This is a genomic window from Halomonas sp. AOP43-D1-4, from assembly GCF_052446175.1.
Classification (GTDB): domain Bacteria; phylum Pseudomonadota; class Gammaproteobacteria; order Pseudomonadales; family Halomonadaceae; genus Vreelandella; species Vreelandella citrativorans.
The window spans coordinates 144,683-170,278 of sequence record NZ_JBQSVY010000007.1 but is presented as its reverse complement, the minus strand read 5'-3'; the positions used below and the strand labels follow the sequence as shown (position 1 = coordinate 170,278).

The 25,596-nt window shown below is 55.9% G+C and carries 25 protein-coding genes and 1 pseudogene; 17 read left to right on the top strand and 9 right to left on the bottom strand.

Annotated features, from left to right (window positions below; translation table 11 throughout):
- Position 1: 1 nt before the first annotated feature.
- The 3 genes from thrC to ACT3RQ_RS09595 all read left to right on the top strand — a co-directional run bounded on the left by thrC (position 2) and on the right by ACT3RQ_RS09595 (position 3,895).
- On the top strand, positions 2-1,390 hold the full coding sequence (gene thrC / locus ACT3RQ_RS09605; RefSeq protein ID WP_444640472.1) for a threonine synthase: 1,389 nt from the start codon (positions 2-4) through the stop codon (positions 1,388-1,390).
- A gap of 63 nt (positions 1,391-1,453) precedes the next feature.
- Positions 1,454-3,208, top strand: coding sequence for a single-stranded-DNA-specific exonuclease RecJ (locus tag ACT3RQ_RS09600; protein WP_193055418.1), 1,755 nt, complete (start codon positions 1,454-1,456; stop codon positions 3,206-3,208).
- A gap of 69 nt (positions 3,209-3,277) precedes the next feature.
- Complete coding sequence (locus tag ACT3RQ_RS09595) at positions 3,278-3,895, top strand: YitT family protein (protein ID WP_444640470.1); 618 nt, start codon at positions 3,278-3,280, stop codon at positions 3,893-3,895.
- Between the two features lie 72 nt (positions 3,896-3,967).
- On the opposite strand, the gene ACT3RQ_RS09590 is transcribed toward ACT3RQ_RS09595, so the two are convergent.
- Positions 3,968-6,475 (bottom strand): heavy metal translocating P-type ATPase, encoded by a 2,508-nt coding sequence (locus tag ACT3RQ_RS09590; RefSeq protein WP_444640468.1) that lies wholly within the window; start codon positions 6,473-6,475, stop codon positions 3,968-3,970.
- Positions 6,472-6,900, bottom strand: coding sequence for a MerR family transcriptional regulator (locus tag ACT3RQ_RS09585; protein WP_444640466.1), 429 nt, complete (start codon positions 6,898-6,900; stop codon positions 6,472-6,474). The genes ACT3RQ_RS09590 and ACT3RQ_RS09585 overlap by 4 nt, the downstream gene beginning before the upstream one ends.
- Before the next feature lie 304 nt (positions 6,901-7,204).
- Here ACT3RQ_RS09585 and ACT3RQ_RS09580 point away from each other — a divergent pair, with 304 nt between their 5' ends.
- Positions 7,205-8,557 (top strand): OmpP1/FadL family transporter, encoded by a 1,353-nt coding sequence (locus ACT3RQ_RS09580; protein WP_193055186.1) that lies wholly within the window; start codon positions 7,205-7,207, stop codon positions 8,555-8,557.
- A gap of 99 nt (positions 8,558-8,656) precedes the next feature.
- Here ACT3RQ_RS09580 and ACT3RQ_RS09575 read toward each other — a convergent pair whose 3' ends face one another.
- The gene (locus ACT3RQ_RS09575) at positions 8,657-8,827 is read right to left on the bottom strand and encodes a hypothetical protein (RefSeq protein WP_193055187.1); all 171 of its coding nucleotides are present in this window, start codon (positions 8,825-8,827) and stop codon (positions 8,657-8,659) included.
- Between ACT3RQ_RS09575 and prfB the strand changes: the two genes are divergently transcribed.
- The 7 genes from prfB to ACT3RQ_RS09540 all read left to right on the top strand — a co-directional run bounded on the left by prfB (position 8,826) and on the right by ACT3RQ_RS09540 (position 15,117).
- Positions 8,826-9,924, top strand: a protein-coding gene (gene prfB, locus ACT3RQ_RS09570; protein ID WP_172118525.1) for a peptide chain release factor 2 whose coding sequence is annotated in 2 segments (ribosomal slippage) — positions 8,826-8,900 and positions 8,902-9,924 — 1,098 coding nt in all. Because the reading frame shifts where the segments join, the coding sequence is not laid out codon by codon here. The two genes, ACT3RQ_RS09575 and prfB, sit on opposite strands and share 2 nt — an antisense overlap.
- Positions 9,925-9,958: 34 nt before the next feature.
- Positions 9,959-11,470 (top strand): lysine--tRNA ligase, encoded by a 1,512-nt coding sequence (lysS, locus tag ACT3RQ_RS09565; protein WP_444630226.1) that lies wholly within the window; start codon positions 9,959-9,961, stop codon positions 11,468-11,470.
- Between the two features lie 90 nt (positions 11,471-11,560).
- Positions 11,561-11,947 (top strand): hypothetical protein, encoded by a 387-nt coding sequence (locus tag ACT3RQ_RS09560; protein WP_172118523.1) that lies wholly within the window; start codon positions 11,561-11,563, stop codon positions 11,945-11,947.
- Between the two features lie 145 nt (positions 11,948-12,092).
- The gene (locus tag ACT3RQ_RS09555) at positions 12,093-13,493 is read left to right on the top strand and encodes an MFS transporter (protein ID WP_444680357.1); all 1,401 of its coding nucleotides are present in this window, start codon (positions 12,093-12,095) and stop codon (positions 13,491-13,493) included.
- A gap of 43 nt (positions 13,494-13,536) precedes the next feature.
- Entirely contained in the window at positions 13,537-13,845 is a 309-nt protein-coding gene (locus ACT3RQ_RS09550; RefSeq protein WP_172118521.1) for a BolA family protein, read from the top strand.
- Entirely contained in the window at positions 13,842-14,681 is an 840-nt protein-coding gene (locus ACT3RQ_RS09545) for a hypothetical protein (RefSeq protein ID WP_444640464.1), read from the top strand. Before ACT3RQ_RS09550 ends, ACT3RQ_RS09545 begins: the two co-directional genes overlap by 4 nt.
- Positions 14,659-15,117, top strand: coding sequence for a GNAT family N-acetyltransferase (locus tag ACT3RQ_RS09540; RefSeq protein ID WP_444640462.1), 459 nt, complete (start codon positions 14,659-14,661; stop codon positions 15,115-15,117). The genes ACT3RQ_RS09545 and ACT3RQ_RS09540 overlap by 23 nt, the downstream gene beginning before the upstream one ends.
- Here the strand turns inward: ACT3RQ_RS09540 and zapB are convergent.
- Together zapB and rsmD are read right to left on the bottom strand one after the other, a co-directional pair.
- The gene (gene zapB, locus ACT3RQ_RS09535) at positions 15,110-15,292 is read right to left on the bottom strand and encodes a cell division protein ZapB (RefSeq protein WP_172118518.1); all 183 of its coding nucleotides are present in this window, start codon (positions 15,290-15,292) and stop codon (positions 15,110-15,112) included. The genes ACT3RQ_RS09540 and zapB overlap by 8 nt on opposite strands.
- Before the next feature lie 93 nt (positions 15,293-15,385).
- The gene (rsmD, locus tag ACT3RQ_RS09530; RefSeq protein ID WP_444640460.1) at positions 15,386-15,994 is read right to left on the bottom strand and encodes a 16S rRNA (guanine(966)-N(2))-methyltransferase RsmD; all 609 of its coding nucleotides are present in this window, start codon (positions 15,992-15,994) and stop codon (positions 15,386-15,388) included.
- 90 nt (positions 15,995-16,084) lie between these two features.
- Between rsmD and ftsY the strand changes: the two genes are divergently transcribed.
- The 4 genes from ftsY to rpoH all read left to right on the top strand — a co-directional run bounded on the left by ftsY (position 16,085) and on the right by rpoH (position 20,353).
- Entirely contained in the window at positions 16,085-17,545 is a 1,461-nt protein-coding gene (gene ftsY / locus ACT3RQ_RS09525) for a signal recognition particle-docking protein FtsY (protein ID WP_444640458.1), read from the top strand.
- Complete coding sequence (gene ftsE / locus ACT3RQ_RS09520; protein WP_444640456.1) at positions 17,542-18,210, top strand: cell division ATP-binding protein FtsE; 669 nt, start codon at positions 17,542-17,544, stop codon at positions 18,208-18,210. The genes ftsY and ftsE overlap by 4 nt, the downstream gene beginning before the upstream one ends.
- Entirely contained in the window at positions 18,207-19,253 is a 1,047-nt protein-coding gene (gene ftsX / locus ACT3RQ_RS09515) for a permease-like cell division protein FtsX (RefSeq protein WP_444640455.1), read from the top strand. The genes ftsE and ftsX overlap by 4 nt, the downstream gene beginning before the upstream one ends.
- 233 nt (positions 19,254-19,486) lie before the next feature.
- The gene (rpoH, locus tag ACT3RQ_RS09510; RefSeq protein ID WP_087110047.1) at positions 19,487-20,353 is read left to right on the top strand and encodes an RNA polymerase sigma factor RpoH; all 867 of its coding nucleotides are present in this window, start codon (positions 19,487-19,489) and stop codon (positions 20,351-20,353) included.
- Positions 20,354-20,447: 94 nt separating this feature from the next.
- On the opposite strand, the gene ACT3RQ_RS09505 is transcribed toward rpoH, so the two are convergent.
- The 4 genes from ACT3RQ_RS09505 to ACT3RQ_RS09490 all read right to left on the bottom strand — a co-directional run bounded on the left by ACT3RQ_RS09505 (position 20,448) and on the right by ACT3RQ_RS09490 (position 23,743).
- Positions 20,448-20,747: a hypothetical protein gene (locus ACT3RQ_RS09505; protein WP_444640453.1), complete on the bottom strand. Its 300-nt coding sequence runs from the start codon at positions 20,745-20,747 to the stop codon at positions 20,448-20,450.
- A 328-nt stretch (positions 20,748-21,075) separates the two neighbouring features.
- A protein-coding gene (locus ACT3RQ_RS09500; protein ID WP_444680356.1) for an IS3 family transposase occupies positions 21,076-22,163 on the bottom strand; the annotation gives its coding sequence in 2 pieces (ribosomal slippage) (positions 21,076-21,908 and positions 21,908-22,163; 1,089 coding nt in all).
- Positions 22,164-22,181: 18 nt separating this feature from the next.
- Positions 22,182-22,964, bottom strand: a complete 783-nt coding sequence (locus tag ACT3RQ_RS09495; RefSeq protein WP_444680355.1) for a hypothetical protein — start codon at positions 22,962-22,964, stop codon at positions 22,182-22,184.
- 170 nt (positions 22,965-23,134) lie between these two features.
- Positions 23,135-23,743 carry a glutathione S-transferase N-terminal domain-containing protein gene (locus ACT3RQ_RS09490; protein ID WP_444680354.1) on the bottom strand — a complete coding sequence of 203 codons (609 nt, stop codon included), beginning with the start codon at positions 23,741-23,743 and terminating at the stop codon, positions 23,135-23,137.
- 340 nt (positions 23,744-24,083) lie between these two features.
- On the opposite strand from ACT3RQ_RS09490, the pseudogene ACT3RQ_RS09485 reads away from it, so the two are divergent.
- Together ACT3RQ_RS09485 and ACT3RQ_RS09480 are read left to right on the top strand one after the other, a co-directional pair.
- Positions 24,084-24,223 (top strand): annotated as a pseudogene (locus ACT3RQ_RS09485) (IS3 family transposase); the annotation flags it as partial.
- 278 nt (positions 24,224-24,501) lie between these two features.
- The gene (locus ACT3RQ_RS09480) at positions 24,502-25,491 is read left to right on the top strand and encodes a TRAP transporter substrate-binding protein (RefSeq protein WP_444639714.1); all 990 of its coding nucleotides are present in this window, start codon (positions 24,502-24,504) and stop codon (positions 25,489-25,491) included.
- Positions 25,492-25,596 lie beyond the last annotated feature (105 nt).

Sequence of the window (25,596 nt, the reverse complement as noted above, 5' to 3'; positions counted from 1 at the left end):
TATGCGCTATATCAGTACGCGTGGGCAGGCGCCCGCGCTCTCTTTTGAAGAAGTCGTACTAACCGGTATGGCCAGCGACGGCGGCCTTTACGTACCGGAAGAGCTGCCCACCCTCTCGAAAGAAGCGCTGGCCGATATGGCCGGGCTCTCTTACGCCGAGATTGCTTTTCGGGTCATGAAGCCGTTTGTAAACGGCGAGATCGACGACGACACTTTCCGCACCATCGTGACCGACGCGTATTCCACCTTCACTCACGATGCGGTGGTGCCGCTCAAGCAGCTCGACGCCAATCACTTCCTGCTTGAGCAGTTCCATGGCCCGACGCTGGCATTTAAAGACGTCGCGCTACAGCTGCTTGGCCGCCTGTTGGATCACTTTTTGAAAAAGCGTGGCGAACGTGCGGTGATCATGGGCGCCACCTCGGGCGATACCGGGTCAGCGGCGATTGAAGGCTGCCGCCACTGCGACAACCTGGATATCTTTATCCTGCATCCGCACCAGCGGGTGTCCGAAGTGCAGCGCCGCCAGATGACCTCGGTGTTGGCCGATAACGTCTTCAATATTGCTATCGAAGGCAATTTTGACGACGCTCAAGCCATGGTCAAGGCAAGTTTTGCCAATCAGGACTTTCTGAACGGCACGCGCCTGGTGGCGGTCAATTCGATTAACTGGGCGCGCATCATGGCTCAGATCGTTTACTACGTAGCGGCGGGTGTCGCGCTGGGGGCACCGCATCGCGAGGTCAGCTTCTGCGTGCCGTCGGCCAATTTTGGCAACGTGTTTGCGGGCTACATGGCGTACAAAATGGGGCTGCCGGTCAAGCAGTTCATCATTGCCACCAACTCCAACGACATTCTGCACCGCACGTTGGCCGCCAACGACTTTTCCAAGAAGGAACTTGAGGCAACGCTCGCGCCTTCCATGGATATCGTGGTGTCGTCGAACTTCGAGCGTCTTCTGTTTGACGCCTATGAGCGCGATGGTGCGGCCGTGGCGGCACTGCTGGAGCGCTTTCAGCAAGAGCCCACCGCACTTGCCGATGCGCCGCTTGCCAAGCTGCGTGAGAAGTTCTCAAGTTTTAGTGTGGACGATGCGACCATTCTGGACGTCATTCGCGAAGCGCATCATCGTACTGGTGAAATGCTCGACCCGCATACCGCCACGGGCTACCGCGCTGCTGAGCGAGTGCGCGCTGATCACTCAACGCCAATGATAACGCTTGCCACCGCACACCCGGCCAAGTTTGCTGAAGCGGTGGTGAAAGCAGGCTTCCAGGGCGTACCGCTGCCCACGCATATGGATGATTTGCTGGAGCGTGAAGAGCGCTACACGGTATTGCCAGCTGAGCTGAGCGCCGTACAGCAGTTTGTGGCGGATAACCGTCGTTAACACATGATGACTGCTTTGCCAGATGCCAATCCGCCCGTTACACCTCAGCACACCACGCAGCTAATGTTGGAGCCTCGTCCGCTGGACGAGGCTGTCTACGCCCGTGCCCAGGCACAAGGCTTGAGCGAGCTTCAGGCGCGCCTTCTCGCCTCACGGCTGCCCGGCTATCAGGGCGAGCTTGCCCCGCTGGTAACGCCTAGCCTGCGCTATCTGGCTCACCCGGAAAAGCTTGCCGATGGGCGCCGCGCTGCCGAGCGTATTGCTCAGGCGGTTGCGGAGGGTGAATCCATCGGGATTCTGACCGATTACGATGTGGATGGGATTACCTCCCACGTGGTTATTCGCCGCACGCTAGTTGAGCTGTTTGGTGTGCCCGAGCACAAGCTGCATAGCCTGATTGGCCACCGTATTCACGATGGCTACGGGATCAGCTTGCCGTTGGTTGAGCGCACGCTGGCGCTTAAGCCATTCCCGACCCTGGTGATTACCGCCGACTGCGGAAGCAGCGACGAGCCACGTATCGCGCGACTCAAAGCGGCAGGCATTGACGTGGTGGTCAGTGATCACCACGCGTTGCCGTTGGAAGGCCCGCCCGTTTCGGCTTACGCCTGCGTAAATCCCACACGTGACGATTGCACTTATCCGGATAAAACCATCGCCGGGTGCATGGTGGCGTGGCTGTTGATGTCGTTGGCACGTGGCGTATTGGTGGAGTGGGGGGCCTTGCCCGAGGCTACGCCCAAACTTTCGCCGTGGCTCTCCTATGTGGCGCTGGGCACCGTGGCGGACTGCGTGTCGCTGGGCGGAAGCCCCGCTAACCGCGCCGTGGTGAGCTATGGATTAACTCTGATCAACCGCATGGACGCCGCCTGCTGGCGCGCCATGGCCGCGCGCTTGGGGGCGGACAGCGTGCCGTTCAACGCCGAAACCCTGGCCTTCCAGATGGGCCCGCGGATCAATGCGCGCTCGCGGCTGGATGACCCTTACGCCGCGCTGCATTTCATGCTGGCCGAGAGCGACGCTGTCGCTAATCGTCAGTTGGAAGTGCTGGATCAGGATAACCAGTCGCGTAAGGCGATTGAGGCTGATATGGCCGAAGAGGCACGGGCGCTGGCCGCCAGTGCGCTGTTAGCCGATGAGCCTGCTGTGGTGGTGTTTCTGGAAGATGGCCACCCCGGCGTTCAAGGCATTGTGGCCTCCCGGCTGGTGCAGTCTTACGGGCGCCCTGCGCTGGTGCTGACGCAGGCGGCGGCACCCAATATGCTCACCGGCTCCGGGCGCTCAATCGATGGCTTGCACCTGCGCGATGCGTTGCAGCGTACTTTTGAGCTGGCCCCAGAGGCGCTGCCACGCTTTGGCGGGCACAGCGGGGCCGCTGGGGTGGGCGTTCCCCGCGAACAGCTGGACGTGTTTAAACAGGCGTTTCTCAAAGCCGTAGCGGAGCTGTTGGAGGGGCGTTCGCTCTATCCTAGGCTATGGACGGACGGCGAGCTTTCTACTGCGCAGCTCTCTCTTGCCACGCTTGAGGAGATCGACGCGCTGGGGCCCTATGGGCGTGAATTTGACGCACCGCTTTTTGAAGGGCGTTTTATCGTCGAAGCGCTGCGCCCAGTGGGTGCCGATGGCGCGCACTTGATGCTTGAGCTCTCCATGGGTGCCATCACCTGTAAAGCAATCTGGTTTCGTGCCTTAACGCCAGGTGAGCTGCCCGCGTTCGCCATCGGCGACACGCTGCACTGCGCTTACAAGCTTAACCGTAACCGCTGGCGGGGGCGGGAGTCGTTGCAGTTGATGGTTGAGCACGCAAGCGCAGTTTAAAACGCTTTCATCAACCCGGTTCATTAACCCTGTTCATCACCCCAGCACACTTCATAAGGGCGTTTAAAAATGCGCGTGGACGATTTACCCAAGGACCCGCACCGCCTCTATGAGGATGTAATGGCGATGCTGCTGGGCACGTTCTTCGTTGCCTTGGGCGTTACCTTTTATACCCAAGCGGTGCTGCTAACTGGCAGCACTGCGGGCTTGGCGCTGCTGCTTAATTACGTGACGCAGTGGGGGTTTGGGCTGTGGTTTTTTGCCATCAACCTGCCGTTTTACTACCTGGCGATCAAGCGTATGGGGTGGAGCTTTACGCTGCGTACCTTTATTGCCATTGGTCTGGTGTCGCTGTTTTCTGAACTAACCCAGCGCTGGGTGCAGTTTGAAAGCGTGCCTTCGCTCTATGCGGCACTCATGGGCGGGGCATTGATGGGCATTGGCATGCTGATGCTGTTTCGCCACCGTACAAGCCTGGGCGGCATCAACATTCTGGCGCTCTACCTGCAGGACCGCCACGGCCTGCGGGCGGGCTATGTGCAGCTAGGCATCGATGGGATGATTTTGCTGGTAGCGCTTACCCAGCTACCGTTAGACCGCGTTGGCTACTCGGTGCTGGGAGCGCTGACGTTGAACTTGATTATCGCCCTTAACCATAAGCCCGGGCGATACATCGGCGTGAGTTAGCGCTCTAGCTAAGCCAGAACCACCAGACGACCAGGGCAATGAGCCCCACGCCCGTCGCGTTAACCAATAAGCTCATGAGGCCTCCTGTTGAGTGGGCTTCCAGAACCGCAGGCGATTGGCATTACTCACCACGGTGATGGAGGAGAGCGACATGGCGACCCCCGCGATAATCGGTGAAAGCAGCATGCCGGTTACCGGGTAGAGCAAGCCTGCCGCAACCGGGATGCACAGCACGTTATAACCAAAGGCGCCCACCAGGTTCTGCTTGATGTTGGCAAGCGTGGCGCGGCTGATTTCAATGGCTGAGGCCACGCCGTGAAGCGACCCACGCATGAGGGTGATCCCCGCGCTTTCCATGGCAATATCCGTCCCCTGGCCAATCGCAAAGCCGACGTTAGCGCGCGCCAGCGCCGGGGCATCGTTAATACCGTCGCCCACCATGCCGACGATTTCGCCTGCCTGCTGTAAGCGCTCAATCTCAGCGTGCTTGTCCTCGGGTGTCAGGCCCGCTTTGAACGTTGTAATGCCTACTTCGCGGGCAATCGCCGCGGCGCTATGCTGGTTATCGCCGGTCAGCATGACCACGTTCAGTCCATCCTGCTGCAAGCGCTTAACGGCCGCGACGGCATCGTGACGTAGTGGGTCGCTAATCCCGAAGAGCGCCGCTAGCTGATTATCCACTGCCAGATATACCAGCGTACGCGCCTTGTGTTGTAGCGTGTTAACCGCTTGCTGGGCAGATGAAAGATCAACTCCGGCAGCCTCAAGCAGGCGCGCATTGCCCAGCAGCAGCGCTTTTCCATCGCGGGTTTCGGCTTTTACGCCACCACCCGTAACACTTTCAAACCCTTGAATCTCAGCAGGCGCGGCGCCCTGAGCATCCGCGTAAGCGATAAGGGCTGCCGCCAGCGGGTGCTCAGAACCACGCTCCAGGGCATGAACCAGGCCCAGCGCAGTGGTTTGATTCATGCCAAACAGCTGTGCATCGGTGACACTGGGTTTGCCTTCGGTGAGCGTGCCGGTTTTATCCACCACCAGCGTGGTGAGCTTGCTGGCGGTTTGTAGCGCTTCGCCGCTTCTTACCAGCACGCCCTGTTCGGCGGCCTTGCCCACGCCAATCATGGTGGAAATGGGGGTAGCAAGGCCCAGTGCGCAGGGGCAGGCAATAATCAGTACGGTGGTGGCCGCCACCAGCATATGAATCACGCGTGGCTCAGGGCCAACGTTAAACCACGCAAGTGCCGCCAGTACGGCAATAATGATGACGGACGGCACGAAGATGCTCGATACTTTATCCGCCAGCTCACCAATTGGCGGGCGCGAATTCTGGGCGCTGGCGACCTGCTCGGTGATTTGCCCAAGCCGGGTATCGCGGCCCACACGGGTCGCGCGATATACCAGCCCGCCCTGGCCGTTGACCGTGCCTGCGCTGACGTCATCGCCGGTTTGCTTGCTGACGGCCAGCGGCTCACCGGTCAACATGGACTCATCAATATGGCTCTGGCCTTCGGTGACTTCGCCATCAACGGGTAAGCGCTCGCCGGGGCGCACGCGGAGTTGGTCGCCTTCACGAACATCATCCACGTCTATTTCCTGCTCTTGGCCGTCGCGAATGACGCGTGCCGTGCGGCTTTGCAAATCAAGCAGGCGCTTTAGCGCGTTGCTGGTACGCCCACGGGCGCGAAGCTCCATGGCGTTACCCAGCAGGATAAGCCCAACCACCATCGCCGAGGCTTCAAAGTAGATTCCTTGGGCTATTTCAGGCAACCAGGGTGCAAACAGCACCACCGCCATGGAGTAGAGCCAAGCGGTGCCCGTACCCATCGCCACCAATGTATCCATATTGGCCTGGTGGCGTTTGAGATTCTTCCACGCATTGACAAAAAAGTGGCGCCCGGGAAAGGCAAGCACGCCCAGGGTCAAGATACCAATCACCAGCCAGTAAACGCGGCCCAGGCCTATAACGTGGGGATGATAGATAAACATGCTGAGCATCAGGGGGATGGCCAATGCCAGCGCGATGGTGCTACCCCGCAGCCGCTGCCGATAGGTAGTGGCATCTTGCTCGGTGCGAACGCGCTCGGCTTCACGCATATCCACAATTGGCTCCGCCGTGTAGCCCGCTGAGGCGACTGCGTTGATAAGGGCTTGTGTATCGGCACTGCCCATTACCTGGGCGGTGTGGGTCGCGAAGTTAACGCTGGCGGCTTCTACCCCGTGGGTATTTTTCAGTGCATTCTGAACGCTTTTAACGCAGCTGGCGCAGGTCATGCCGCTAATTGCCAAGCGCAGGTTGGCAGCTGTGGCCGGTATCTCAGCTGCCTCTGGCGGTGCTTCAGGCGCTGTCGGCGAGGCGGGTTCGCTGCTGGCCGGGTAGCCGGCTTTTTCCAGCGCCGTGTTCAGGCGGCTATCGTCCAGGCTTGTAGTAACTTCAAGGCGTTTTTCAGCTGGGGTGCCCACTACCTCAGCCGCTGGGTCTTCTGCCTGAATCGCCTCGCGCATCCGCTTAACGCAGCCTTGGCAGCTCATGCCACCTACCGTACGGAAAACCGTATGACGTGAAGTGGTTGTGTCGTTCATAAGGCCTCCCTGGAAGAGGACTCATCGGGAAAGCTTTCAATAAGGCGGCACACGCTATGCCCATCAGGTGTGCCGTCTGGCATGTGCTCCCAGCTTTCCAGCGCTTGCTCCATTCGCTGGGCCAGCGCTTCAAGTTCGGCAATCCGTGTACGGATCTGCGGCAGGCGGCAGGCGAGCAGGTCGCGCACCAGCGGGCAGGGCGAGTCGCCCTGGTCGGCATGCAGGAGAATGTCGCGTATCTCCGCTACGCTAAACCCCAGCTTGCGTGCACGCTGAATAAAGTGCAGCCGCTCAAGGTCGGTGCTTGAGAAAAGCTGATAGCCGTTATCTGGTTGGCGGCTCGGGAGAAGTAAGCCTTCGCGGGTGTAGTGGCGAACTGTCTCTGCCGTTACACCGCCCTGTTTGGCAAGCTCGCTGACTTTCATCGCGCACTCCTTACGTTTTTGTCCGCTGTTAGTAAGCGGTGGGAATGCACGTAGTGTAAAACCTATGGGTAACACGCAGGTCAAGAAGGGCTGTTCAATAATTCGCTAAAAAGGGCTTAAAACGAATAAAACAATGATTTAAAACGGTCGTACGACTAATGTATGAGCGAAAAACAAAATAAAACGCTCGTTTGCCCTTGAACCAAAGGCCACATTGGGCGAAAACTGAAGTGTATGCCTACGCTATAAAAACAGTACCAGCGGATGTCGCCATCCACAGGATCATCGGGACAAGAGGCCAACCATGTATAATAAATTTAATAAGCTCACTCTAGCAGCTGCGGTTTCGGCAGCTGTCTTCGCAAGCCAGGCACACGCTGGCGGTTATCAAATTAACGAGCAAAGCGTTAGCGGCCAAGGCTATGGTCATGCTGGGCGCAGTTCTAACGTACACGATGCCTCTATTGTGTACGGTAACCCGGCAGGTATGTCGTTCCTTGATCGTGCGCAGATCACGGTGGGGGGCACCTATCTTCATGTCAATACCGATGTCAATAATGCTACCTCTGGGCGTTCTTTGGAAACGCCTGCGGGCTCACTGCCTTTGGGGTCAGTAGAAGGAACCAATGAAGGTGACATGGTGCCCGGTACGCTGGTTCCTTTTGCTTTTTATGCACAACCGGTCAATGAGCAGTTAGCGTTTGGTTTCGGCGTATATGCACCGTTTGGTTCAAAAACAGAGTATGAAGGTGGTTTCGAGGGGCGTAACCAGGGGAATTATACGGAGGTGAAGGTAATGACTGCCCAGCCAACCGTCTCCTACCGCTTTAACGAGCAGTGGGGCGTCGGGTTGGGGATTACCTATAACCGCGTTGATGGCGAACTGCACCGACAGGTGCCCGTTGCGGTTGGGCAGGCAGCCAATGGGGCTCCGATCGTTACTGAGGTGGATTCACGTGTTGAAGGTGATGATGACGCATGGGGATATAACCTGGGGGTGATTTACCAACCGGTGCCTGAAACCACGTTTGGTTTAACGTATCGCTCAAAAGTTGACTTCAATTTGGACGGTAGCTTTTCCGCAAGCTCCCCTGTGCTTGATCAGTTAGGTATTGGAACCGTAACGGATACGGCTGCACTGGACTTGACTACGCCTGAGACGGTTAACTTCTCGATAACCCAGCAAATGAGCGACAACCTCAAACTCATGTTTGGGGCTTCCTGGGCTCGCTGGAGTCGCTTTGATCAAATCCTTGTTACCGGCACTGAGCGTGAAGAGATCACTAACGAACAGCAAAATTACTCCAATGCTTGGGCATTCTCCACCGGCGGCGAGTATCAGTTGACACCTGAACTGGCTTTGCGAGCAGGGGTAGCGCTGGACTTTACACCAACGCAGGATACGACACGCAGTGTGCGTATTCCTTCTGATGACCGGCGTATCTTCTCGCTGGGTGCTGGCTGGAGCCCTACACCGGACCTAACGCTTGATTTCGCTTACTCTTATCTAACCGAGCGCTCAACCCAAGTGGATCAAACAAAGACGGATAGCTTCACTGTGGCTGGACAGCAGACACCGCCCATTACATCTACCTACTCCGCCGGCTATAAAAACGAAGCCCACGGTTTCGGTGCTCAGCTAACCTATCGTTTTTAAACTGATCGTTTTTAAGCCCATGTTTTAGACGTCTTGGTGAAATACGTTTCTCACGCGCTAAATCGGTAGCTCTACTTCTGAACCCGGCACTCGCCGGGTTCAGGCATTCGTCGTCATGGCGAGTGGATGCGAGAAACGCCAGGTTTCGTTACAATGGGTTTTCAGAATTTCGCCGCTGTGGTGCTGGCTTGGAATCATCAAGCCAAGATGCCACAGCGGCGCGTCTTTCTTTTGAACCATGTCATATTGACCAAGGCCAGGGCGATCCATGTTGGAAACCAACCCGATACATAACCAGATCAAGGACCTGTCTGAGCGGACAGACGTTCTTAGGGGGTATCTTTGACTATGCCGAGCGTAAAGATCGGCTAGAAGAAGTCTCTCGCGAGCTCGAAGACCCGAATGTCTGGAACGACCCGGACTACGCACAAAAGCTGGGTAAAGAGCGCTCTTCCCTGGAAGCCATTGTGGCAACCATCGACGAACTGGACCAGGGCCTTGGCGACAGCCGCGACCTTCTGGAACTCGCCGAGATGGAAGAGGATGAGGACACGGTTGAAGAAGTGCGCCAAGAGCTTGATGGCCTTCAGGTCGCGCTTGAAAAGCTCGAATTTCGTCGCATGTTCTCCGGCGAAATGGATGAAAATAACGCCTACCTGGATATTCAATCCGGTTCGGGCGGTACGGAAGCGCAGGACTGGGCCAATATTCTGCTGCGCATGTATCTGCGCTGGGCAGAAAGCCACGGGTTCAAGGCTGAAATAACCGAAATCTCCGCAGGCGAAGTCGCAGGTATTAAGTCGGCCTCGCTGCATGTTCAGGGTGACTATGCGTTCGGTTGGCTGCGTACTGAAACCGGTGTTCACCGGCTGGTGCGTAAAAGCCCGTTCGACTCCGGCGGCCGTCGTCATACGTCGTTTGCGTCGGTATTCATGTCCCCGGAAGTTGATGACAGTTTCGAGGTTGATATTAACCCTTCGGACCTGCGCGTTGATACGTATCGCTCCAGCGGTGCGGGCGGTCAGCACGTTAACACCACCGATTCAGCGGTGCGGATTACCCACGAACCTACCGGTATTGTGGTGGCTTGCCAGAACCAGCGTAGCCAGCATGCCAACCGTGACTTCGCCATGAAGCAGTTAAAGGCGAGGCTCTGGGAGCATGAAATGCAAAAGCGTAATGCCGCCAAGCAGGAAGCGGAAGACTCCAAGGCCGATATCGGCTGGGGCAGCCAGATTCGCTCTTACGTGCTTGATGACCAGCGTATCAAGGATTTGCGCACCGGCGTGCAGTCCAGCAACTGTGACAAGGTACTCGACGGCGACCTGGACCAGTTTATCGTCGCCAGTCTCAAGCAGGGTTTGTAATCTTTTTAGCGTTCGAACATGAATAGGGTGCCCCATGGCTAACCAAGACGCGTCTTCTCCTGAAAACGAAAATCATCTTATTGCTGAACGTCGCGCCAAGCTCACCGCGCGTCGTGAGCTGGCCGCAGAGCAAGGGAAGAGTGCTTTCCCGAATGACTTTCGCCGCGATAGCCTGACCGTTGAGCTGCAGGAACGGCTGGGCGAGAAGGAAAAAGCCGAGCTGGAAACGCTTGACCATCACGCATCCGTGGCGGGGCGCATCATGCGCCAGCGCGGTCCGTTTATCGTGATTCAGGACGTGGCGGGGCAGATCCAGCTTTACGTGGATAAAAAAGGCCTGCCGGCGGATGTGCTTGATGACATCAAGAGCTGGGATATTGGTGACATCGTGGCGGCGCGCGGCCCGGTGCATAAATCCGGTAAGGGCGACCTGTACGTGATGATGGTCGATGCCCAGCTTCTGACCAAGAGCCTGCGCCCGCTGCCGGATAAATTCCACGGCCTGACGGACCAGGAGGCGCGCTATCGCCAGCGCTATGTGGATCTGATCATGAACCCGCAGTCGCGCAAAGCGTTTGAAACGCGGGCGGCGGTGATCAGCTCCATGCGCCGTTTCTTTGAAACGCGTGGCTTTATGGAAGTGGAAACGCCGATGCTTCAGGCGATTCCTGGCGGTGCGACGGCGCGTCCGTTTGTGACTCACCACAACGCGCTGGATATGGATATGTATCTGCGCATCGCGCCTGAGCTTTATCTTAAGCGTTTGGTGGTGGGTGGTTTCGAGAAAGTCTTCGAAATCAACCGCAACTTCCGTAATGAAGGTCTTTCGACGCGGCACAATCCTGAATTCACCATGGTCGAATTCTACTGGGCGTATGCCGACTATAACGACCTGATGGATATGACCGAAGCGATGCTGCGCACTGCAGCCGAAGAAGTGCTGGGCACCACCACGCTTGAGTACCAAGGGGCAAGCTACGACTTTGGCCAGCCGTTCAAGCGATTGACGCTTAAACAGTCGATTCTGGATCACGGTGATGGCATTACCGATGCAGACCTGGGTAGCCTTGAAGCGGCGCGCGTGACCGCTCAGGCGCTGGGCATCAAGGTCAAAGACAGCTGGGGCCTGGGGAAAGTCCAAACGGAAATTTTCGAAGAAGTGGCCGAGCATAAGCTCGACCAGCCGACGTTTATTACCGAATACCCGGCTGAAGTCAGCCCGCTGGCGCGCCGCAACGATGCTAATCCGTTTGTCACTGACCGCTTCGAGTTCTTTGTGGGCGGGCGTGAAATTGCCAACGGCTTCTCGGAGCTAAACGATGCCGAGGACCAGGCCGAGCGCTTCCGCGCACAAGCCGCCGAGAAAGATGCAGGCGACCTGGAAGCGATGTACTACGATGCTGACTACGTGCGTGCACTGGAGTACGGCATGCCGCCTACCGCCGGTGAGGGTATCGGGATTGATCGTTTGGTCATGCTGTTTACCGACAGCGCGTCCATACGTGATGTATTGCTGTTCCCAGCAATGCGCCCTGAGGCTGAGTAGCACGCTGGATGGAATGAGGTAGACTAAAAGTTGGTAAGGGCGCGATTTAGCGCCCATAATGGTCAACGTTTCGACGGCGAGGAGAATCCCATGAAACTGCTAAACCGCTCCGCTCTGAGCGTCAGGCCGACCCAGCCCTTTGTGGACTGGATCAATGCGCTGGAACCCACCATGGGAGACGACGACCTGACACTGGACGACGTCGAACGTGAAAGTACCATTTACCTGATTCCTGAAATGGATACCCCGGAAGCGCTCGAAACCTTCGTGCACGACCGCTATGTAGAAATCCTCGAAACCGAGTTGCGCGCTTGGGAAGAGGATGAGCGCCAATGGCCAGAGCCGCTTGATTGGGCGCTGTTCAAGTCATTTCTTAGCGTTGAGCACAGTTATCTCGCCATCGATCTGGATGATGAGACAGCGCTTGAAATTTCTGACGTTGATGATGCGTTACTGCTCGACAGCGACCAGGATTAACGTTCGGCACTAGTTAGGCGCTATCTCATCATGACGTAACTCATGACGCACTTCTCTGCTCTTGGGCAGTTGTGCTCAGACACGTTAAAACCGGCTTAGGCCGGTTTTAACGTGTTAGCCGTTTCGTTTTAGGAATACCCCACTCATGCGACTGTTTCAAACCCGTCCTGGAGACGACGGCCTGCCCGGGCCGGAGCGTGCCTTGGCGGTATTGGCCCTGATTACTGGCACGCTAATGGCGGTGATGGACACCACCATGATTAATTTGGCGCTGCCGACCATTGCAGCAGACTTAAACGCCTCTGCTGCACGCTCGGTGTGGATCGCCAACATGTTTCAGGTGGTGTGTGCCGCCTTCTTACTGGTGTTTGCCGGGGTCAGCGAGCTGGTAACGCGGCGGCGTATTTATCTGTTTGGGCTTGGCACGTTTATGGTGGGCGCATTGGGGGCGGCACTGTCACGTAATTTAGAAACGCTGCTGGTGTTTCGTGCCTTGCAGGGGCTAGGCGCCGCCGCCACGCTCTCTATTGGCCCTTCGCTTTACCGGGCGATATTTCCCTCACGCCTATTGGGTAGTGCGTTAGGGTTAAGTGCGCTCGTTGTCGCGGGTGGTTATGCCGCAGGGCCAACGCTGAGCGGTGTTATTTTATCTTTTGCGGACTGGCCGTGGTTGTTTGCGCTTAATCTGCCCCTGGGGCTGTGCTCGTTATGGTTTGCCAAGCGCGCACTGCCTCGGGATAAGCCCCGGCAAGGAAGTTTTGATGTTCTGGGGGCGCTGTTGTCCATGCTGATGCTGGCGAGTTTCTTTCTGGCCATGGACGCGGTGGGGCACGCAGCACCGTTTGGCCTGGTGGGCGCCTGGATACTGCTTACCATAGCAAGTGCTGCCGGATTTATTATGCGCCAACGTCGCGCGCTTTATCCCTTGCTACCGCTGAGTATGTTTGCTGAAAAGCGCTTTACGCTTGCGGTATCCGCCTCAGGCCTTGCGTTTATTGGTCAGGGTCTGACCTTTGTCGCGCTGTCGTTTTATTATCAGGAGCAAATGGGGCTTTCGCCCCTGGAGACCGCTTGGCTGTTTACCCCGTGGCCGCTTGGGATCATGCTGGTAGGGCCGTTGGCGGGTCGTTTGGCGGATCGAATCAATCCAAGCGTGCTTTCAAGCACCGGCCTGGGGTTGATCATTATCGGTCTGGTCGCGCTGGCACTGGTGGATGAAACCATGGGCGTCATGGAAAGCCTATGGCGTACGGCGCTGTGCGGTATCGGTTTTGGTCTGTTCCAGCCACCCAATAACCGCGAAATGATGGGCAGCCTTCCGGCGGAGCGCAGTGCCAGTGTGTCAGGCGTGATGAGCACTATTCGCACGGTAGGTCAGTCGTTTGGGGTGGCGATAGTTGGGGCAGCATTAGCGCTTGGGTTTGAGGTTCAGATAACCCTCTGGCTGGGAGCGGCAACGTCGTTTCTGGCGCTTTTGGCAAGCCTTTCAAGAGTGTCGCTTGCCCGGCGTGCACTGGTTGAACGCCGGGCATCGTCTGGTGGCTAGTAAGCGCGTACAATAAAAATGTTGAATATCGAGGAGAGCATTAATGACGGTGCAAGCACAGATTGAACAGAAGTTAGCGGCGCTAGTGCCTGAAGTAGTGCGCGTGGAGAACGAAAGCCACATGCACAGCGTGCCCGCCAACTCCGAAACCCACTTCAAGGTAACGCTGGTTAGTGACATTTTCGATGGCCTGATGCCGGTGAAGCGTCACCAGAAAATCTACGCACTGTTGGCCGATGAGCTTTCCGGCCCGGTGCACGCGCTAGCTTTGCATCTTTATACGCCGGTTGAATGGCAGGCGAGAGGCGGAGAACGTCCTGATTCACCCAACTGTCGTGGCGGCGGCCAGTGACGCCAGAGGTTACCCGGCGCCACTATCTGGATGCCATGGGCATTACCGCCTGGGCATCGCGCTATCAACTGCCCAATGCGCTGCCGACCGAAGCTTGCGAGTGGGATGAGACGCCGCCGGAAAGAACGCCCCCGCGTGAGCGTCTCCAGGCGTTGCTTGACGATGCGCCAACCCCGCGTAGCGAGCCCAAGGCACCAAGCGTTAACTCGCCTGCGCCAGCGCCTTCTTCAGTGCGTGCTTTGCTCGGCCAAGCGCCAGCGGATAAGCCGCCTACTGAACCAATGCCCGTTGAATCAGTACCCATTGAAGCCGTACCTGGCTCGACGCCTGCGGTATCAGCTAAACCGCTGCAATTTTCGCTTTCCTGCGTGTGTATAGGACAGCGATGGTTGAGCTTGCACCCTGGCGAGATAACGCCCCAGGCGCAGCGCCTGCTTGCCAACATTTGGCAGGCCGTTGGTATCGCGCCGGATGCGTTATCCAGCGTCACGCTGTTTAAGTGGCCGTTAATGGCCAATACCTTTGCAGAAGACCCTCTTGAAGAAGCCAGAGAAGGGCTCTCTGCGTTTATGTCAGGCTGTGCGAGTCGACAGGGCTGGGCGCTTGAGCGCGTACTCTGGTGGGGGGAGCAACCCGAAGACGATAGCGCTGCTGATATCCTTAGCGTTTTGAATATTCAGCAAGCGCGTAGCGATACGCTGGAACTGCCGATATGGCAGGGCGTAGCGCTTGAACATCTTGTTAAAAATGGCGCTGCCAAGCGTGACCTTTGGCCCCAGCTGCACGCATTAGGCCAGCAGTGGAAAACACTCAATGACCCCGACAATGATCGCTGAGCTTCAGGCAAGCGACGGCCTACGCTTAGTCACTCTTGAAGCGCAGGCCCAAAGTGGAGCGAGTGAGCGCCAGCTTAATGCGGCATTAACCGATACGGATGCCTGCGTAGTGGGCTGTTTTCAAGAAAATGTCCTGGTAGGCTATGCGCTGGTAGCGCGCTTACCCTTTGATGCTGAGCTTCAAGCCATTGGCGTAGACCCTGCTCACCGCCATTTAGGGCTGGGGTATGGGTTAATGCAGGCAGTGATGTTAAAAGCGGCTGAGTGGCAAAGTGAGCGTTTACTGCTGGAAGTGCGGGCGAGCAACAAGGCTGCGATTAGCCTTTATCAACGTTTTGATTTTGAGGTGGATGGGCAGCGTAAAGGCTATTACCCGGCAGTACAGGGTGCTGCCGGGCGTGAAGACGCACTGCTAATGTCGCGTACGCTTAGTTAGCGATCCCTTCAAACTTGCTGAGTAAGCTGTTCAAACGGCGTTCCCACTCTTCGCGCTCTTGCTTGAGTTTGGTGTTTTCGTCGCGCAGCTCTTCATTTTCCAGCTTCATCATTTCCAACGCTTCCACCGTATCGGTGACTTTTTGCTCAAGCTGATTGAACAGTTCCAGGCTCATGTAAACCTCCAGGTTATAAAAACAAACAACAGGCGTGCCAACAGGTTGAATCAAGCGAGCGTAACGCCCGTAGGCGTCATCGGCAAGCGCTGTTTACGGGGTCTGGCGTTGATAAAGCCGGGCAGTACTTTCACCCGCTTGGGTTTCGCGGTGTAGCTGCCAGTTAGCAGGAGGCGTTGGGTCTAATGAGCGTTCGGTTTCCAGGTAAATCATGGCGTCGGGCGCGAGCCAGCCAAGAGTCTCCAGTGCGTTACAGCAACGTGTAGCAAGCCCCTTGTGAAAGGGTGGGTCAAGAAATACCAGGTGATAAGGGCTAGGCGGCTGGCTCAAAAACGTGTTTGCATCGCATGCAGTGACTTGGCCTTGGGTTGCGCCAAGCGTGGCCAGGTTTTGAGTAATGTAGGCGGCTACACTGTTGTCACGTTCGATAAAGTCAACGTGAGCGGCACCGCGCGAAAGCGCTTCAATACCCAGTGCGCCGGTGCCCGCGAACAGGTCCAGCACATGTTGGCCATAGAGCTGCTGCCCCAGCCAGTTAAACAGCGTTTCACGTACTCTGTCTGGCGTTGGCCGTAAGCCGGGCCGGTCAAGCACAGGTAGCTGGCGGCGGCGAAAATCACCACCGATAATACGAAGCTTGCCAGGCTGCCGGGTGGGCGTGCCTTTGGAAGCGGATGGGCGAGAGGAGCGTTGTCGTGTCATATCGGGGATTGTAGCGGGCTACTTATCCAAAGTCTTGGTTGGCGGTGGTAGGATGGTCACAATGTTCACCTTTTAAGTCGGATGACTCCCATGTTTGGTTTTTTCAAACGTAAGAAAAAGCACGACTCCCAACAGGAGCCGCAAGAGCAACGCCCGCAGGAACTCAATGATGATGCGCAGCTTGACGCGCCGCCGCAGGAACCGCTAGCCGACGTTGAAAATGGCGCGCCAGTGACAGAGCCTGAGCCCGAGGTTAAGCCAGAGCCGCCTGAGCCTGAGGTCGAGCCTGCGCCAGCGCCACCTGACGTTAAGCCAGAACCGCCTGAGCCTGAGGTTGAGCCCGCGCCAGCGCCTCCTGAGGTTAAGCCAGCGCCTCCTGAAGTTAAGCCAGAGCCGGCTGAGCCTGAGGTTGAGCCCGCACCTGCGCCTCCCGAGGTGAAGCCGGAATCGCCGGAACCCGAAATTAAGCCAGCGCGTGAGCCCGACATTAGCCCGGTTCCTGAGCCTGAAGTCGACCCGGAACCGACTGAGCTTGACGTTCAGCCGGAGGGCCAGCCCGAGCAGAAGCCTGCACTTCAAGAAAAGCCGGTGGCCACTAGTGGCGAGAAGAAGGGCTGGTTTGCGCGAATTAAGTCAGGCCTGGGCAAAACGCGCGCTAACTTAACCGACGGCATCGCCGATCTGTTTTTGGGAAAAAAGCAGATTGATGATGAGCTTTTAGAGGATTTGGAAACCCAACTGCTGATGGCGGATGTGGGGATTGAAGCGACCAGCGAGATTATTGGACGCCTTGAAGCACGCGTCTCGCGTAAAGAGTTGAATAACCCTGAGGCGCTTTATCGTGCGCTTCAGGAAGAGCTGGCTGCCATGCTTGGGCAGGTGGCAACGCCGCTTGATTTGAGTAAGCAAACGGACGGCCCCTTTGTGATTTTGGTAGTAGGGGTGAACGGCGTGGGTAAAACCACGACGATCGGCAAGCTGACCCAGCGTTTTCAGCGCGAGGGAAAAAGCGTCATGCTGGCCGCAGGGGATACCTTCCGGGCGGCGGCGGTTGAGCAGCTTAAGGTGTGGGGAGAGCGCAATAGCGTACCGGTCATCGCTCAACATACTGGCGCCGATAGCGCTTCGGTCATTTATGATGCAGTCGCCGCCGCTAAAGCGCGCGGCGTAGATATTCTTATTGCCGATACGGCAGGTCGCTTGCACAACAAAAGCCATCTGATGGAAGAGTTAAAGAAGGTCCATCGTGTGATGCAAAAGCTGGATAGCACAGCGCCGCATGAAGTGATGCTGGTGCTGGATGCAGGTACGGGGCAAAACGCGATTGCGCAGGCGAGCACATTCCACGAAGCCGTGCCCATCACGGGGATTACGCTAACCAAGCTGGACGGTACGGCCAAAGGGGGAATTATTTTTGCCTTGGCCAAACAGCTCGAGACGCCCATTCGCTTTATCGGCGTAGGCGAAGGGCTGGACGATTTACGCCCCTTCGAGGCAGACGACTTCGTTAGCGCACTGTTTGACCGCCAAGAGGACGATGCCAGCGCATGATCGCTTTTGAGCATGTCGGCAAGCGCTATGGAGGGCGCTTTGAAGCCCTGGCGCATCTGGACTTTCGTGTGGCCCGCGGTGAAATGGTGTTTTTGACCGGTCACTCGGGCGCGGGTAAAAGCTCTTTGCTGCGCCTGATTATGCGACTTGAAAAGCCTAGCCGTGGGCGTGTGATCGTGGCGGGGCACAATATTGCCCAGCTTCATGCAAGCCAGGTGCCTTTTTATCGGCGCCAGATTGGGGTGGTGTTTCAGGATCACCAACTGCTGTTTGATAGAAGCGTGTTTCATAACGTCTCGCTGCCGCTGGATATTCAAGGCATTGAGCCGCGGGAGTCGGCGCGCCGCGTGCGCGCCGCGCTCGATAAAGTGGGGCTTTTACACCGTGAGAAGGCGCTGCCCGTTGAGCTTTCCGGTGGTGAGCAGCAGCGTGTCGGCATTGCCCGAGCGGTGGTTAATAAGCCCGCGCTTCTCCTGGCCGATGAGCCAACCGGTAACCTGGACCCCCAGCTTTCCGCCGATATCATGGCGCTTTTTGAAGACTTCAATCGCATCGGCACCACGGTAATGATCGCAAGTCACGACCTCGCGCTGATTGCTCGTTTGCGCCACCGTATTTTGCGCTTGCGTGATGGGCGCTTAGTGGCTGATGAGGGCGCAGTATGAAACCATCGGCAACACCGCGTCGCGCAAAAGGCGCTGCACCGAAAGCGGGGCGCAAAGTATCTACCCAGCGTCAGGAAGCCCCACCTCCCAAACGGCGCGGAGCCAATTCGCAGCAAACGCGTTTTTCAAGCCGTTTACGTGCCTGGGGGCGCCACCATCGGGCGATGAGTTGGGACAGCTTTTATCGGCTGTTGCGCCACCCCGTCGGCAGCCTGCTGACAATGCTCGCGATTGCTATTGCCCTCGTGCTTCCGGCTGCGCTGTGGCTGACGCTGGATAGTGCTCGATTGCTGGATGCCGAGCTGGATGAGAGCGCAACCCTCACGGTGTACTTAGAAACCACCGTTGACCCGGCTCAAGCGGCGCGGATTGATGAGGCGGTAAGCGCTGAGCAGGCGGTGCTAGAGACGCGCTTGATCAGTGCCGAGCAGGGTATGGTCGAGTTTCAAGAGTCGCTGGGGCTGGACGATGCGCTGGCGGGGCTGGATGCTAATCCGCTTCCCGCGAGCATCGTGGTGCGTCCACAAAGCGTGGAGCTGGCATCCATGGAGCAACTGTCTGTTTCGTTAGCCTCTCTGACAGGCGTTGATGAGGTTCGGGTGGATTTGGCCTGGGTGGAGCGCTTACGCCATTTGGCTGCACTTGGCCGACGCGTTGCGTTAGCGCTAGGTCTGCTGTTTGGATTAGGGGTGCTCTTGGTGGTCGGTAATACGATTCGCTTGGCCGTTGAAAGCCGACGCCGCGAAATCGAGGTGGTCATGCTGATTGGTGCCACGCACGCTTTTGTACGTCGCCCGTTTTTATACAGCGGGGCGTGGTATGGTCTTGGGGGCGGTATATTGTCGCTGGGTTTGCTGGGCTTGGGGAATCACTGGCTGTCGCTGCCGGTCGCCGCGTTAGCGGCTAGCTATGGTGCAAGCTTTTCGTTGCCGCAGCTGGATATCACAGGCTCTACAATTTTGCTATCCTGCAGTACACTATTAGGTTGGTTGGGCGCTTGGCTGGCAGTGACCCGTCATCTTTCCAGTATCCGCCCCCGCTAAGCGTGTGTGGCGCTGTCTGCGAACGGTAATAATGTTTTATTACTCTGGCTAGCGCCGACGCAATCTGGCTTAAGCCGATAGCACATTTCGGCAAAACAGGCAGCAGAAACAAGTGAACTTTGCCGCTTAGGCAAGGTCTTAATGGTTAATTGAGGCGTGCGGACGTAAATACAACGACGTCATTACAACTACGTACGTCAATCACGATAGATGATAAGGGAGACCACCTGCACATGAGCACTAGTCTTCTACCGGTGGGACAGCTTTCTCCAGGTCACGACTTGGGCGGCTACATTCGAGCAGTTAACGGCATTTCGGTGCTGAGCGTTGAGGAAGAGCGCGAACTTGCTTTTCGTCTTTATGATGAAGCTGATTTAGAGGCTGCGCGCCGCTTGGTTCTCTCGCACTTGCGCTTTGTTGTGCATATTGCTCGCAGTTATTCAGGCTATGGGTTGCCCCAGGCAGACCTGATTCAGGAAGGTAACGTCGGCTTGATGAAAGCCGTAAAGCGTTTTGATCCTAACCAGGGGGTACGCCTAGTATCGTTTGCGGTTCATTGGATCAAGGCTGAGATACACGAATTTGTACTGCGTAACTGGCGGATTGTTAAAATCGCCACGACGAAAGCTCAGCGTAAGCTGTTCTTTAACCTGCGCAGCGCCAAGAAGCGCCTTGCCTGGTTGAACAACGATGAAGTAGATGCCATCGCTAAAGACCTCGACGTTAAGCCGGAAGTCGTGCGGGATATGGAAGGCCGCCTTTCCGCTTATGATGCAGGCTATGATGCTTCACCGAGCGATGACGAAGAGAGCACGTATCAGGCGCCCGCTTACTTTTTGGATGACGCCTCTGCTGACCCGGCGACCAAGCTTGAAGACAGTGATTTTGAGGAAGACTCAACGCGCCGTCTGCAGCTTGCTTTGAAAGGTCTGGATGAGCGTTCGCGGGACATTTTGCAGCGCCGCTGGCTGACCGATAATAAAGCGACCCTGCATGATTTGGCCGATGTGTACGGCGTTAGCGCTGAACGTATTCGCCAGCTTGAGAAAAACGCGATGAAAAAGCTGCGCCAAAAAATGGGCGATGCTATCGCGGCGTAAGTCTACGTAGTTAGCTGTTCATAGCCAAAAACCGGCCTCTATCAATTAGAGCGCCGGTTTTTTTATGGCTGTTTTATGCGTATGAAGTGGTTTTTTAACGCCGTGCTCTGACATATTTCCACAGCCCGCCACCAGGCAGTATTAACGCGATAAAGCAGCAGGCTGCTGCGGGCGCTGCAACGTCCAAAAACGAGTCCAACGTCCAGTGGTTGAATAAACCATAGAGGTACCACACCTCGTTGGGCCCGCCACCCGCATATTCATGCTGGGCTATCTCGCGGCCTAAAAAGATGGCCACCACCAAACAACCCGCCACCCAGCGGCCAACAAACGGCCATAGCAAGCCTTGAAAGATCAGCGCGATAATCGTGTGCTCAAGGTGGGTAATATTCAAAAGCGCCTTCCTTTGGCGGAATGGTTGATCTGGCATGGATGATGTGTCTATAGGCCGCCATCGAAGTGTTGGAGCTTGAACCACCTGAGGTCTAAAGATTAAGGAAAAAGATAAGCTCTGGATATCAGATATCAACTGGTTAGTTCTAGCTTCATTATGAAGTCCGTATCGCAAATATCACCCATCAGGAAGTCATGTGTACCAATGACGACAAATCCTCGTGACTTGTAAAATGCTATCGCTTGTTGGTTATTTTCCCATACGCCTAGCCATAGGTATGTGCTAGGGTAATCCCCCCATTTATAACCGAAGCGATAAGTAGAGTTGGTTAGGCCGCCATGGCCACCTTCTGTTTCGGTGTTATCCCACCCAATGCCATGTTCGGTCGCTCGTGGTTGTACGTCCAGAGCCAGCGTGTGGCAAAATCCTGTACTTCAGCGATCGAGTCGAAAAGATAATGGCTCAACCAATCATAACGGACTGTTCGGTTGTAGCGTTCAACATAAGCATTCTGCTGCGGATTCCCCGGCTGGATATATCGAAGTTCAATGCCTTCCTGCCTTGCCCAGGTAACGAGCTTACCGCTGATGTATTCCGGGCCGTTGTCACAGCGAATGGCTTTTGGCTTGCCGCGCCATTCGATCAACTGCGTGAGAGAGCGTATTACGCGCTCTGCCGGCAGCGAGAAGTCTGCATCGATGATCAGACCTTCCCGGTTGTAGTCATCGAGCACATTGAACAATCGATACGTTCGGCCGTCTGCCAACTGGTCGTGCATGAAGTCCATAGACCAACAGCCGTTCAGAACCTGCGGTACCGACAAGGGTTCCGGCTTTTTCCGCACCAGTCGCTTCTTGGGCTTGATCCGCAGGTTAAGCTCCAGCTCCCGGTAAATCCGGTAGATGCGCTTATGGTTCCAGCCGAAGCCCTTCACGTTGCGCAGATACAGGTAACACAGCCCAAAACCCCAGTTACGCTGGTTATGGGTTAAACGCACCAGCCAGTCGGCAATCACCGCGTTCTCATGGCTCAGCTTTGCCCGGTAGCGATAACAGGTCTCACTGATACCAAAGGCCACACAGGCCAGCCGTACACTGCAGCGATCAGCATCAACTGCATTTTTTGCCATCTCTCGGCGTTGAGATGGCTTTACCACTTTCCCTCAAGGGCCTCCTGGCGAAGCTCGGATTTCAAGCGCTCTTCGGCGTACATCTTCTTGAGCCGACGGTTTTCGTCTTCCAGGTCCTTGAGGCGCTTCATCATGGACGCGTCCATACCACCGTACCTGGAGCGCCATTTATAAAATGAGGCACTGCTCATGCCGTGCTCGCGACACAGTTCAGGGACAGGCACACCAGACTCCGCCTGCTTCAAAATCGCCATGATTTGGCTGTCGGTAAAACGTGATTTGCGCATGTGAAATCTCCTGTGTTTTCAGGTTACAAAATTCCACTTATCAACGCGATTATTTTTCAGGGGGATTACCTGACCATCCAAGTAGTTAGCCATGGCCTCCTCTGTGCGTGTCCCACAATTCGTTACAACATCCTGCAACTTGCTCGGCAAGGCATTAAAATCATCCAGGCGCATGCTGAGAACATTCGTAAATGTCCCAAACGCGCCATTGCTGCTCATTAGTTCGTGGAGACTGAAGGGCTTAATACTGGCAAAGGCGGAAATAGTGCCATCTGCCGTGCCGCGTTCAAGGGCGATATAAGTGTCTCCGATTGGAATTTCGGCAGGTGATGCACCTAGTTCGCTGATGGCCAGGTTCATTGCGCCACCCGCAGAGCGTAGTACCTTGCCTTCGAAGGCGGCAGCAGTATCGATTTTGTCGCTCATGGAAACCACTTGGTAGGGAGGGTAGGCCATGACGGCAAGTGGCATTAGATTGTTCGAGGTAAATTCGTCTTTGAGAATGCCGCTCTTTAGGGTGTCTGAGTAGCTGGTGACGATCTCAGTAGCAGTACTTCCCAGCCCCGGAAGCATCGAGACACCATTCAAGGGCATATCATCGCTCGCGTAACCTATGGGGATCGGGGCTACGTCAGCGATACCGCTACCGATTGCATTGAGGAGTTCAGTCGTTTTCGATATTTGCCCGCCTGGATAGTAATCAAAGCTGACCTGATCGTTAGTCTCTTCGCTGACACAGGACATCCAAGGCTCTACGCCTTGCTTGGTGATCACATGACTGTCGGGACTGCCATGTACCATTGATAACGTTACGGAATCTTGGGCCTGAGCAGCGCCCAAGCTAGTAGTGAGTAGGGCTGTTGAGCTGACTACCAAGACTGTCTGTTTCTTTATCATTGTCGACGACTCCGGCTTAAGCTGATTAATTAAATGAATATTTCAGCGCTTAACTATGCTGTATTCCGATAGGTCTAGCGTGTCTGGTCAGGCATCGTTATTTGTAGAGAATCTCTTTGGTTAAAGGATTCATACCAAGTGCGTAATTGTGGCCGTGTGCTCAGCCAATCATGATCACTATGACGAAATTGCAACCAGGCAATCGCGCACGCCATGCCGATGGTTCCCAAATTCACTTCATCAGCCCACTCGGTGACTCTTTTTTCCAGCGTGTCCATACCTCGTGATGCGGTTGCTATCTGCTTATCAATCCAGGCTATTGAACGTGCATGCTCGGGGCGCATTTTTTCCAATCGAACAGCCATTCCTGCATCCAGTACTCCGTCAACGAGCGCGACCAATGTACATGTTCTCCAACGCTCTCTAGTTTCCTTTGACAAGAGATGACCATCGCCTTCTACATCGTTGAGGTACTCGCAGATAACCGGAGAGTCATAAAGGACGTCGCCACTATCCGTCACGAGGGCGGGGATTTTTCCAAGAGGATTTACATCCCGAAATCCCGTCGAGGGATCGCGGGGATTGGTCTCTGTCATTGTCACTTTTTCGTGCAAGCCAAGCTCGTACGTGACGACTCTTACCTTTCGCGCATAGGGTGAGTTTGCTGACATGTAGAGTTCCATTGACGGCTCCAGGCATGTGTTCTGATACATATTGTTCGTTGTGTTGCCTTGATTTAAGTCATGATATTGATAAATTTCAAAAGTATTTATCAAATCAATTGATCATAAAAACGAATTACTTTGGCGGCAAGCTAAGCCCTGAGCGGGTTTTAGTGATTTTTTCTTCATAAGACATAAGGCCAATGGATGACGGATATTTAGTTCACCAGAAACCTAGGGAAGTTGAGCAGATAGCTGCGGCCTGACAATGTGTCCGATCTAACTGGTCTAAATAAATGACACAGGAAGGTTGGCATTGCCGTTAAGTTGAGCGTGACGCCGGGCGCCGGGAAGACACACCACGACCACCGAGCGTGAGCGGATCAAGGCGCTGGACGCGAGAATCGGGAGTTGAAGCAGGCCAACGAGACCCTCCTACGCAAGGCCTCCGCGTATTTTGCGACGGGCAGGCCCTCCTGCGCCGCGGCATCATCGATGATCACCGCACCTCTACGCTCATCGAGCGTTTCACTTCGGCATCTACGCGATTGCCAATATTCCTCCGCTGACCAACATAATCGAGAATATATACAGAATTTTTACCTGTGAAGCGTCCCGCTAGCGCTCTTCGTCGACGCTTATTATACGAAATGCTTATTGACCCCCCATGAGTTTAAATTTTTTACTATGCCCCGCTGCGCAACCGTTTGCACACAGGCGAGAGAGCCGCCTCGAGCATCTCGGTATGCTGGAAAATCCATTAAGAGCGAGACAACAATATGCGTAAACTAATCGCCTGTATGATAACGCCCGCGATACTCACGCTGACGCCACTGGTGCAGGCGGATGAACACCTCATTCGTATCGCTACGAGCGTTCCCGAAGCGCACTATCTGACGCAGAGCGTCAAACGCTTCGCCGATGAGGTCGCTGAGCGCACCAACGGTGACATCACCTTTGAGATCTATCCGGCCCAGTCTTTGGTCACTGACCAGCAGATGGACCAGGCGGTCAGCAACGGTACGGTCGATATCGGGGTCGCCTCGGCGTCGATCCTGGCGGGGACCATCCCTGCGTTCAATATTTTTGCTGTTCCCTTCCTCTTCGATACTAGTGAGAAACTAGAGCAGTCGGTCACCCCGAATAGCCCCATCCGCGAGATTCTCGACGGCGAGATGGAGAAAAAAGGATTCGTTACACCGTTCTGGATTCCCTACGGTTCGATCGTTCTCGTCACGCGGGAAGAACCCGTCAGAACCCCCGATGACATTCAAGACATGAAGGTCCGTACCTTTGGCTCGACGGTCAGTGATTTCATCGAGGCGGTGGGCGGCTTACCGGTCGTGACCAGCGGCGGAGAGCAGTTCCTCGCCCTGCAGCGCGGTATCGTCGATGGTGGCTTGACCGGCTGGTCGTCGGTGCTTGATCGCAGACTCTACGAGGTCACTGATAACGTCACAGCGCTCAACCACATGTACGAAACGCACTTCGCACTCATGAATCAGCAGGTCTGGCAATCGCTGAGTGATGATCAGCGCCAGATCTTCGAAGACGCCGGCCAGGCACTCGAAGCGCAGCTGAGCACCGACCTCGTCGATGAGACTGAGCAGGTCAAACAGGATTTGAGAGACCATATGACAGTCATCGAGCTCAACGACGACGAGAGGGCACAGTGGCAGGAAGCTTCGTCGTTGGTCGCCGATGATTTCTACGAGCAGAGCGATGCCGTTTCCCGCAAAGTTTTCGAGGAAGCTGAAAAAATTCAGTGATGTCGACAGCCATCGGTTTTCCGAACCGTTGTTCACGTGCCGACCCGGATAGCGGGCCGGCGGTGAAAGACGGTTCGAGATCAGCCGGGCTCCATTAGCTCATGA

Excerpts from the sequence above, each read along its gene's own strand:
- ACT3RQ_RS09560 (WP_172118523.1), top strand. The coding sequence starts at position 11,561 with ATGAAACTGCTAAACCGCTCCGCTCTGAGCGTCAGGCCGACCCAGCCC.
- ACT3RQ_RS09540 (WP_444640462.1), top strand. The coding sequence starts at position 14,659 with ATGACCCCGACAATGATCGCTGAGCTTCAGGCAAGCGACGGCCTACGC.
- ACT3RQ_RS09480 (WP_444639714.1), top strand. The coding sequence starts at position 24,502 with ATGCGTAAACTAATCGCCTGTATGATAACGCCCGCGATACTCACGCTG.
- rpoH (WP_087110047.1), top strand. The coding sequence starts at position 19,487 with ATGAGCACTAGTCTTCTACCGGTGGGACAGCTTTCTCCAGGTCACGAC.
- ACT3RQ_RS09600 (WP_193055418.1), top strand. The coding sequence starts at position 1,454 with ATGTTGGAGCCTCGTCCGCTGGACGAGGCTGTCTACGCCCGTGCCCAG.
- ACT3RQ_RS09575 (WP_193055187.1), bottom strand. The coding sequence starts at position 8,827 with ATGGATCGCCCTGGCCTTGGTCAATATGACATGGTTCAAAAGAAAGAC.
- ACT3RQ_RS09490 (WP_444680354.1), bottom strand. The coding sequence starts at position 23,743 with ATGGAACTCTACATGTCAGCAAACTCACCCTATGCGCGAAAGGTAAGA.
- rsmD (WP_444640460.1), bottom strand. The coding sequence starts at position 15,994 with ATGACACGACAACGCTCCTCTCGCCCATCCGCTTCCAAAGGCACGCCC.
- ACT3RQ_RS09495 (WP_444680355.1), bottom strand. The coding sequence starts at position 22,964 with ATGGTACATGGCAGTCCCGACAGTCATGTGATCACCAAGCAAGGCGTA.
- ACT3RQ_RS09555 (WP_444680357.1), top strand. The coding sequence starts at position 12,093 with ATGCGACTGTTTCAAACCCGTCCTGGAGACGACGGCCTGCCCGGGCCG.
- ACT3RQ_RS09550 (WP_172118521.1), top strand. The coding sequence starts at position 13,537 with ATGACGGTGCAAGCACAGATTGAACAGAAGTTAGCGGCGCTAGTGCCT.
- lysS (WP_444630226.1), top strand. The coding sequence starts at position 9,959 with ATGGCTAACCAAGACGCGTCTTCTCCTGAAAACGAAAATCATCTTATT.
- zapB (WP_172118518.1), bottom strand. The coding sequence starts at position 15,292 with ATGAGCCTGGAACTGTTCAATCAGCTTGAGCAAAAAGTCACCGATACG.
- ftsX (WP_444640455.1), top strand. The coding sequence starts at position 18,207 with ATGAAACCATCGGCAACACCGCGTCGCGCAAAAGGCGCTGCACCGAAA.
- ACT3RQ_RS09590 (WP_444640468.1), bottom strand. The coding sequence starts at position 6,475 with ATGAACGACACAACCACTTCACGTCATACGGTTTTCCGTACGGTAGGT.
- ACT3RQ_RS09580 (WP_193055186.1), top strand. The coding sequence starts at position 7,205 with ATGTATAATAAATTTAATAAGCTCACTCTAGCAGCTGCGGTTTCGGCA.
- ACT3RQ_RS09595 (WP_444640470.1), top strand. The coding sequence starts at position 3,278 with ATGCGCGTGGACGATTTACCCAAGGACCCGCACCGCCTCTATGAGGAT.
- ACT3RQ_RS09585 (WP_444640466.1), bottom strand. The coding sequence starts at position 6,900 with ATGAAAGTCAGCGAGCTTGCCAAACAGGGCGGTGTAACGGCAGAGACA.
- ftsY (WP_444640458.1), top strand. The coding sequence starts at position 16,085 with ATGTTTGGTTTTTTCAAACGTAAGAAAAAGCACGACTCCCAACAGGAG.
- thrC (WP_444640472.1), top strand. The coding sequence starts at position 2 with ATGCGCTATATCAGTACGCGTGGGCAGGCGCCCGCGCTCTCTTTTGAA.
- ftsE (WP_444640456.1), top strand. The coding sequence starts at position 17,542 with ATGATCGCTTTTGAGCATGTCGGCAAGCGCTATGGAGGGCGCTTTGAA.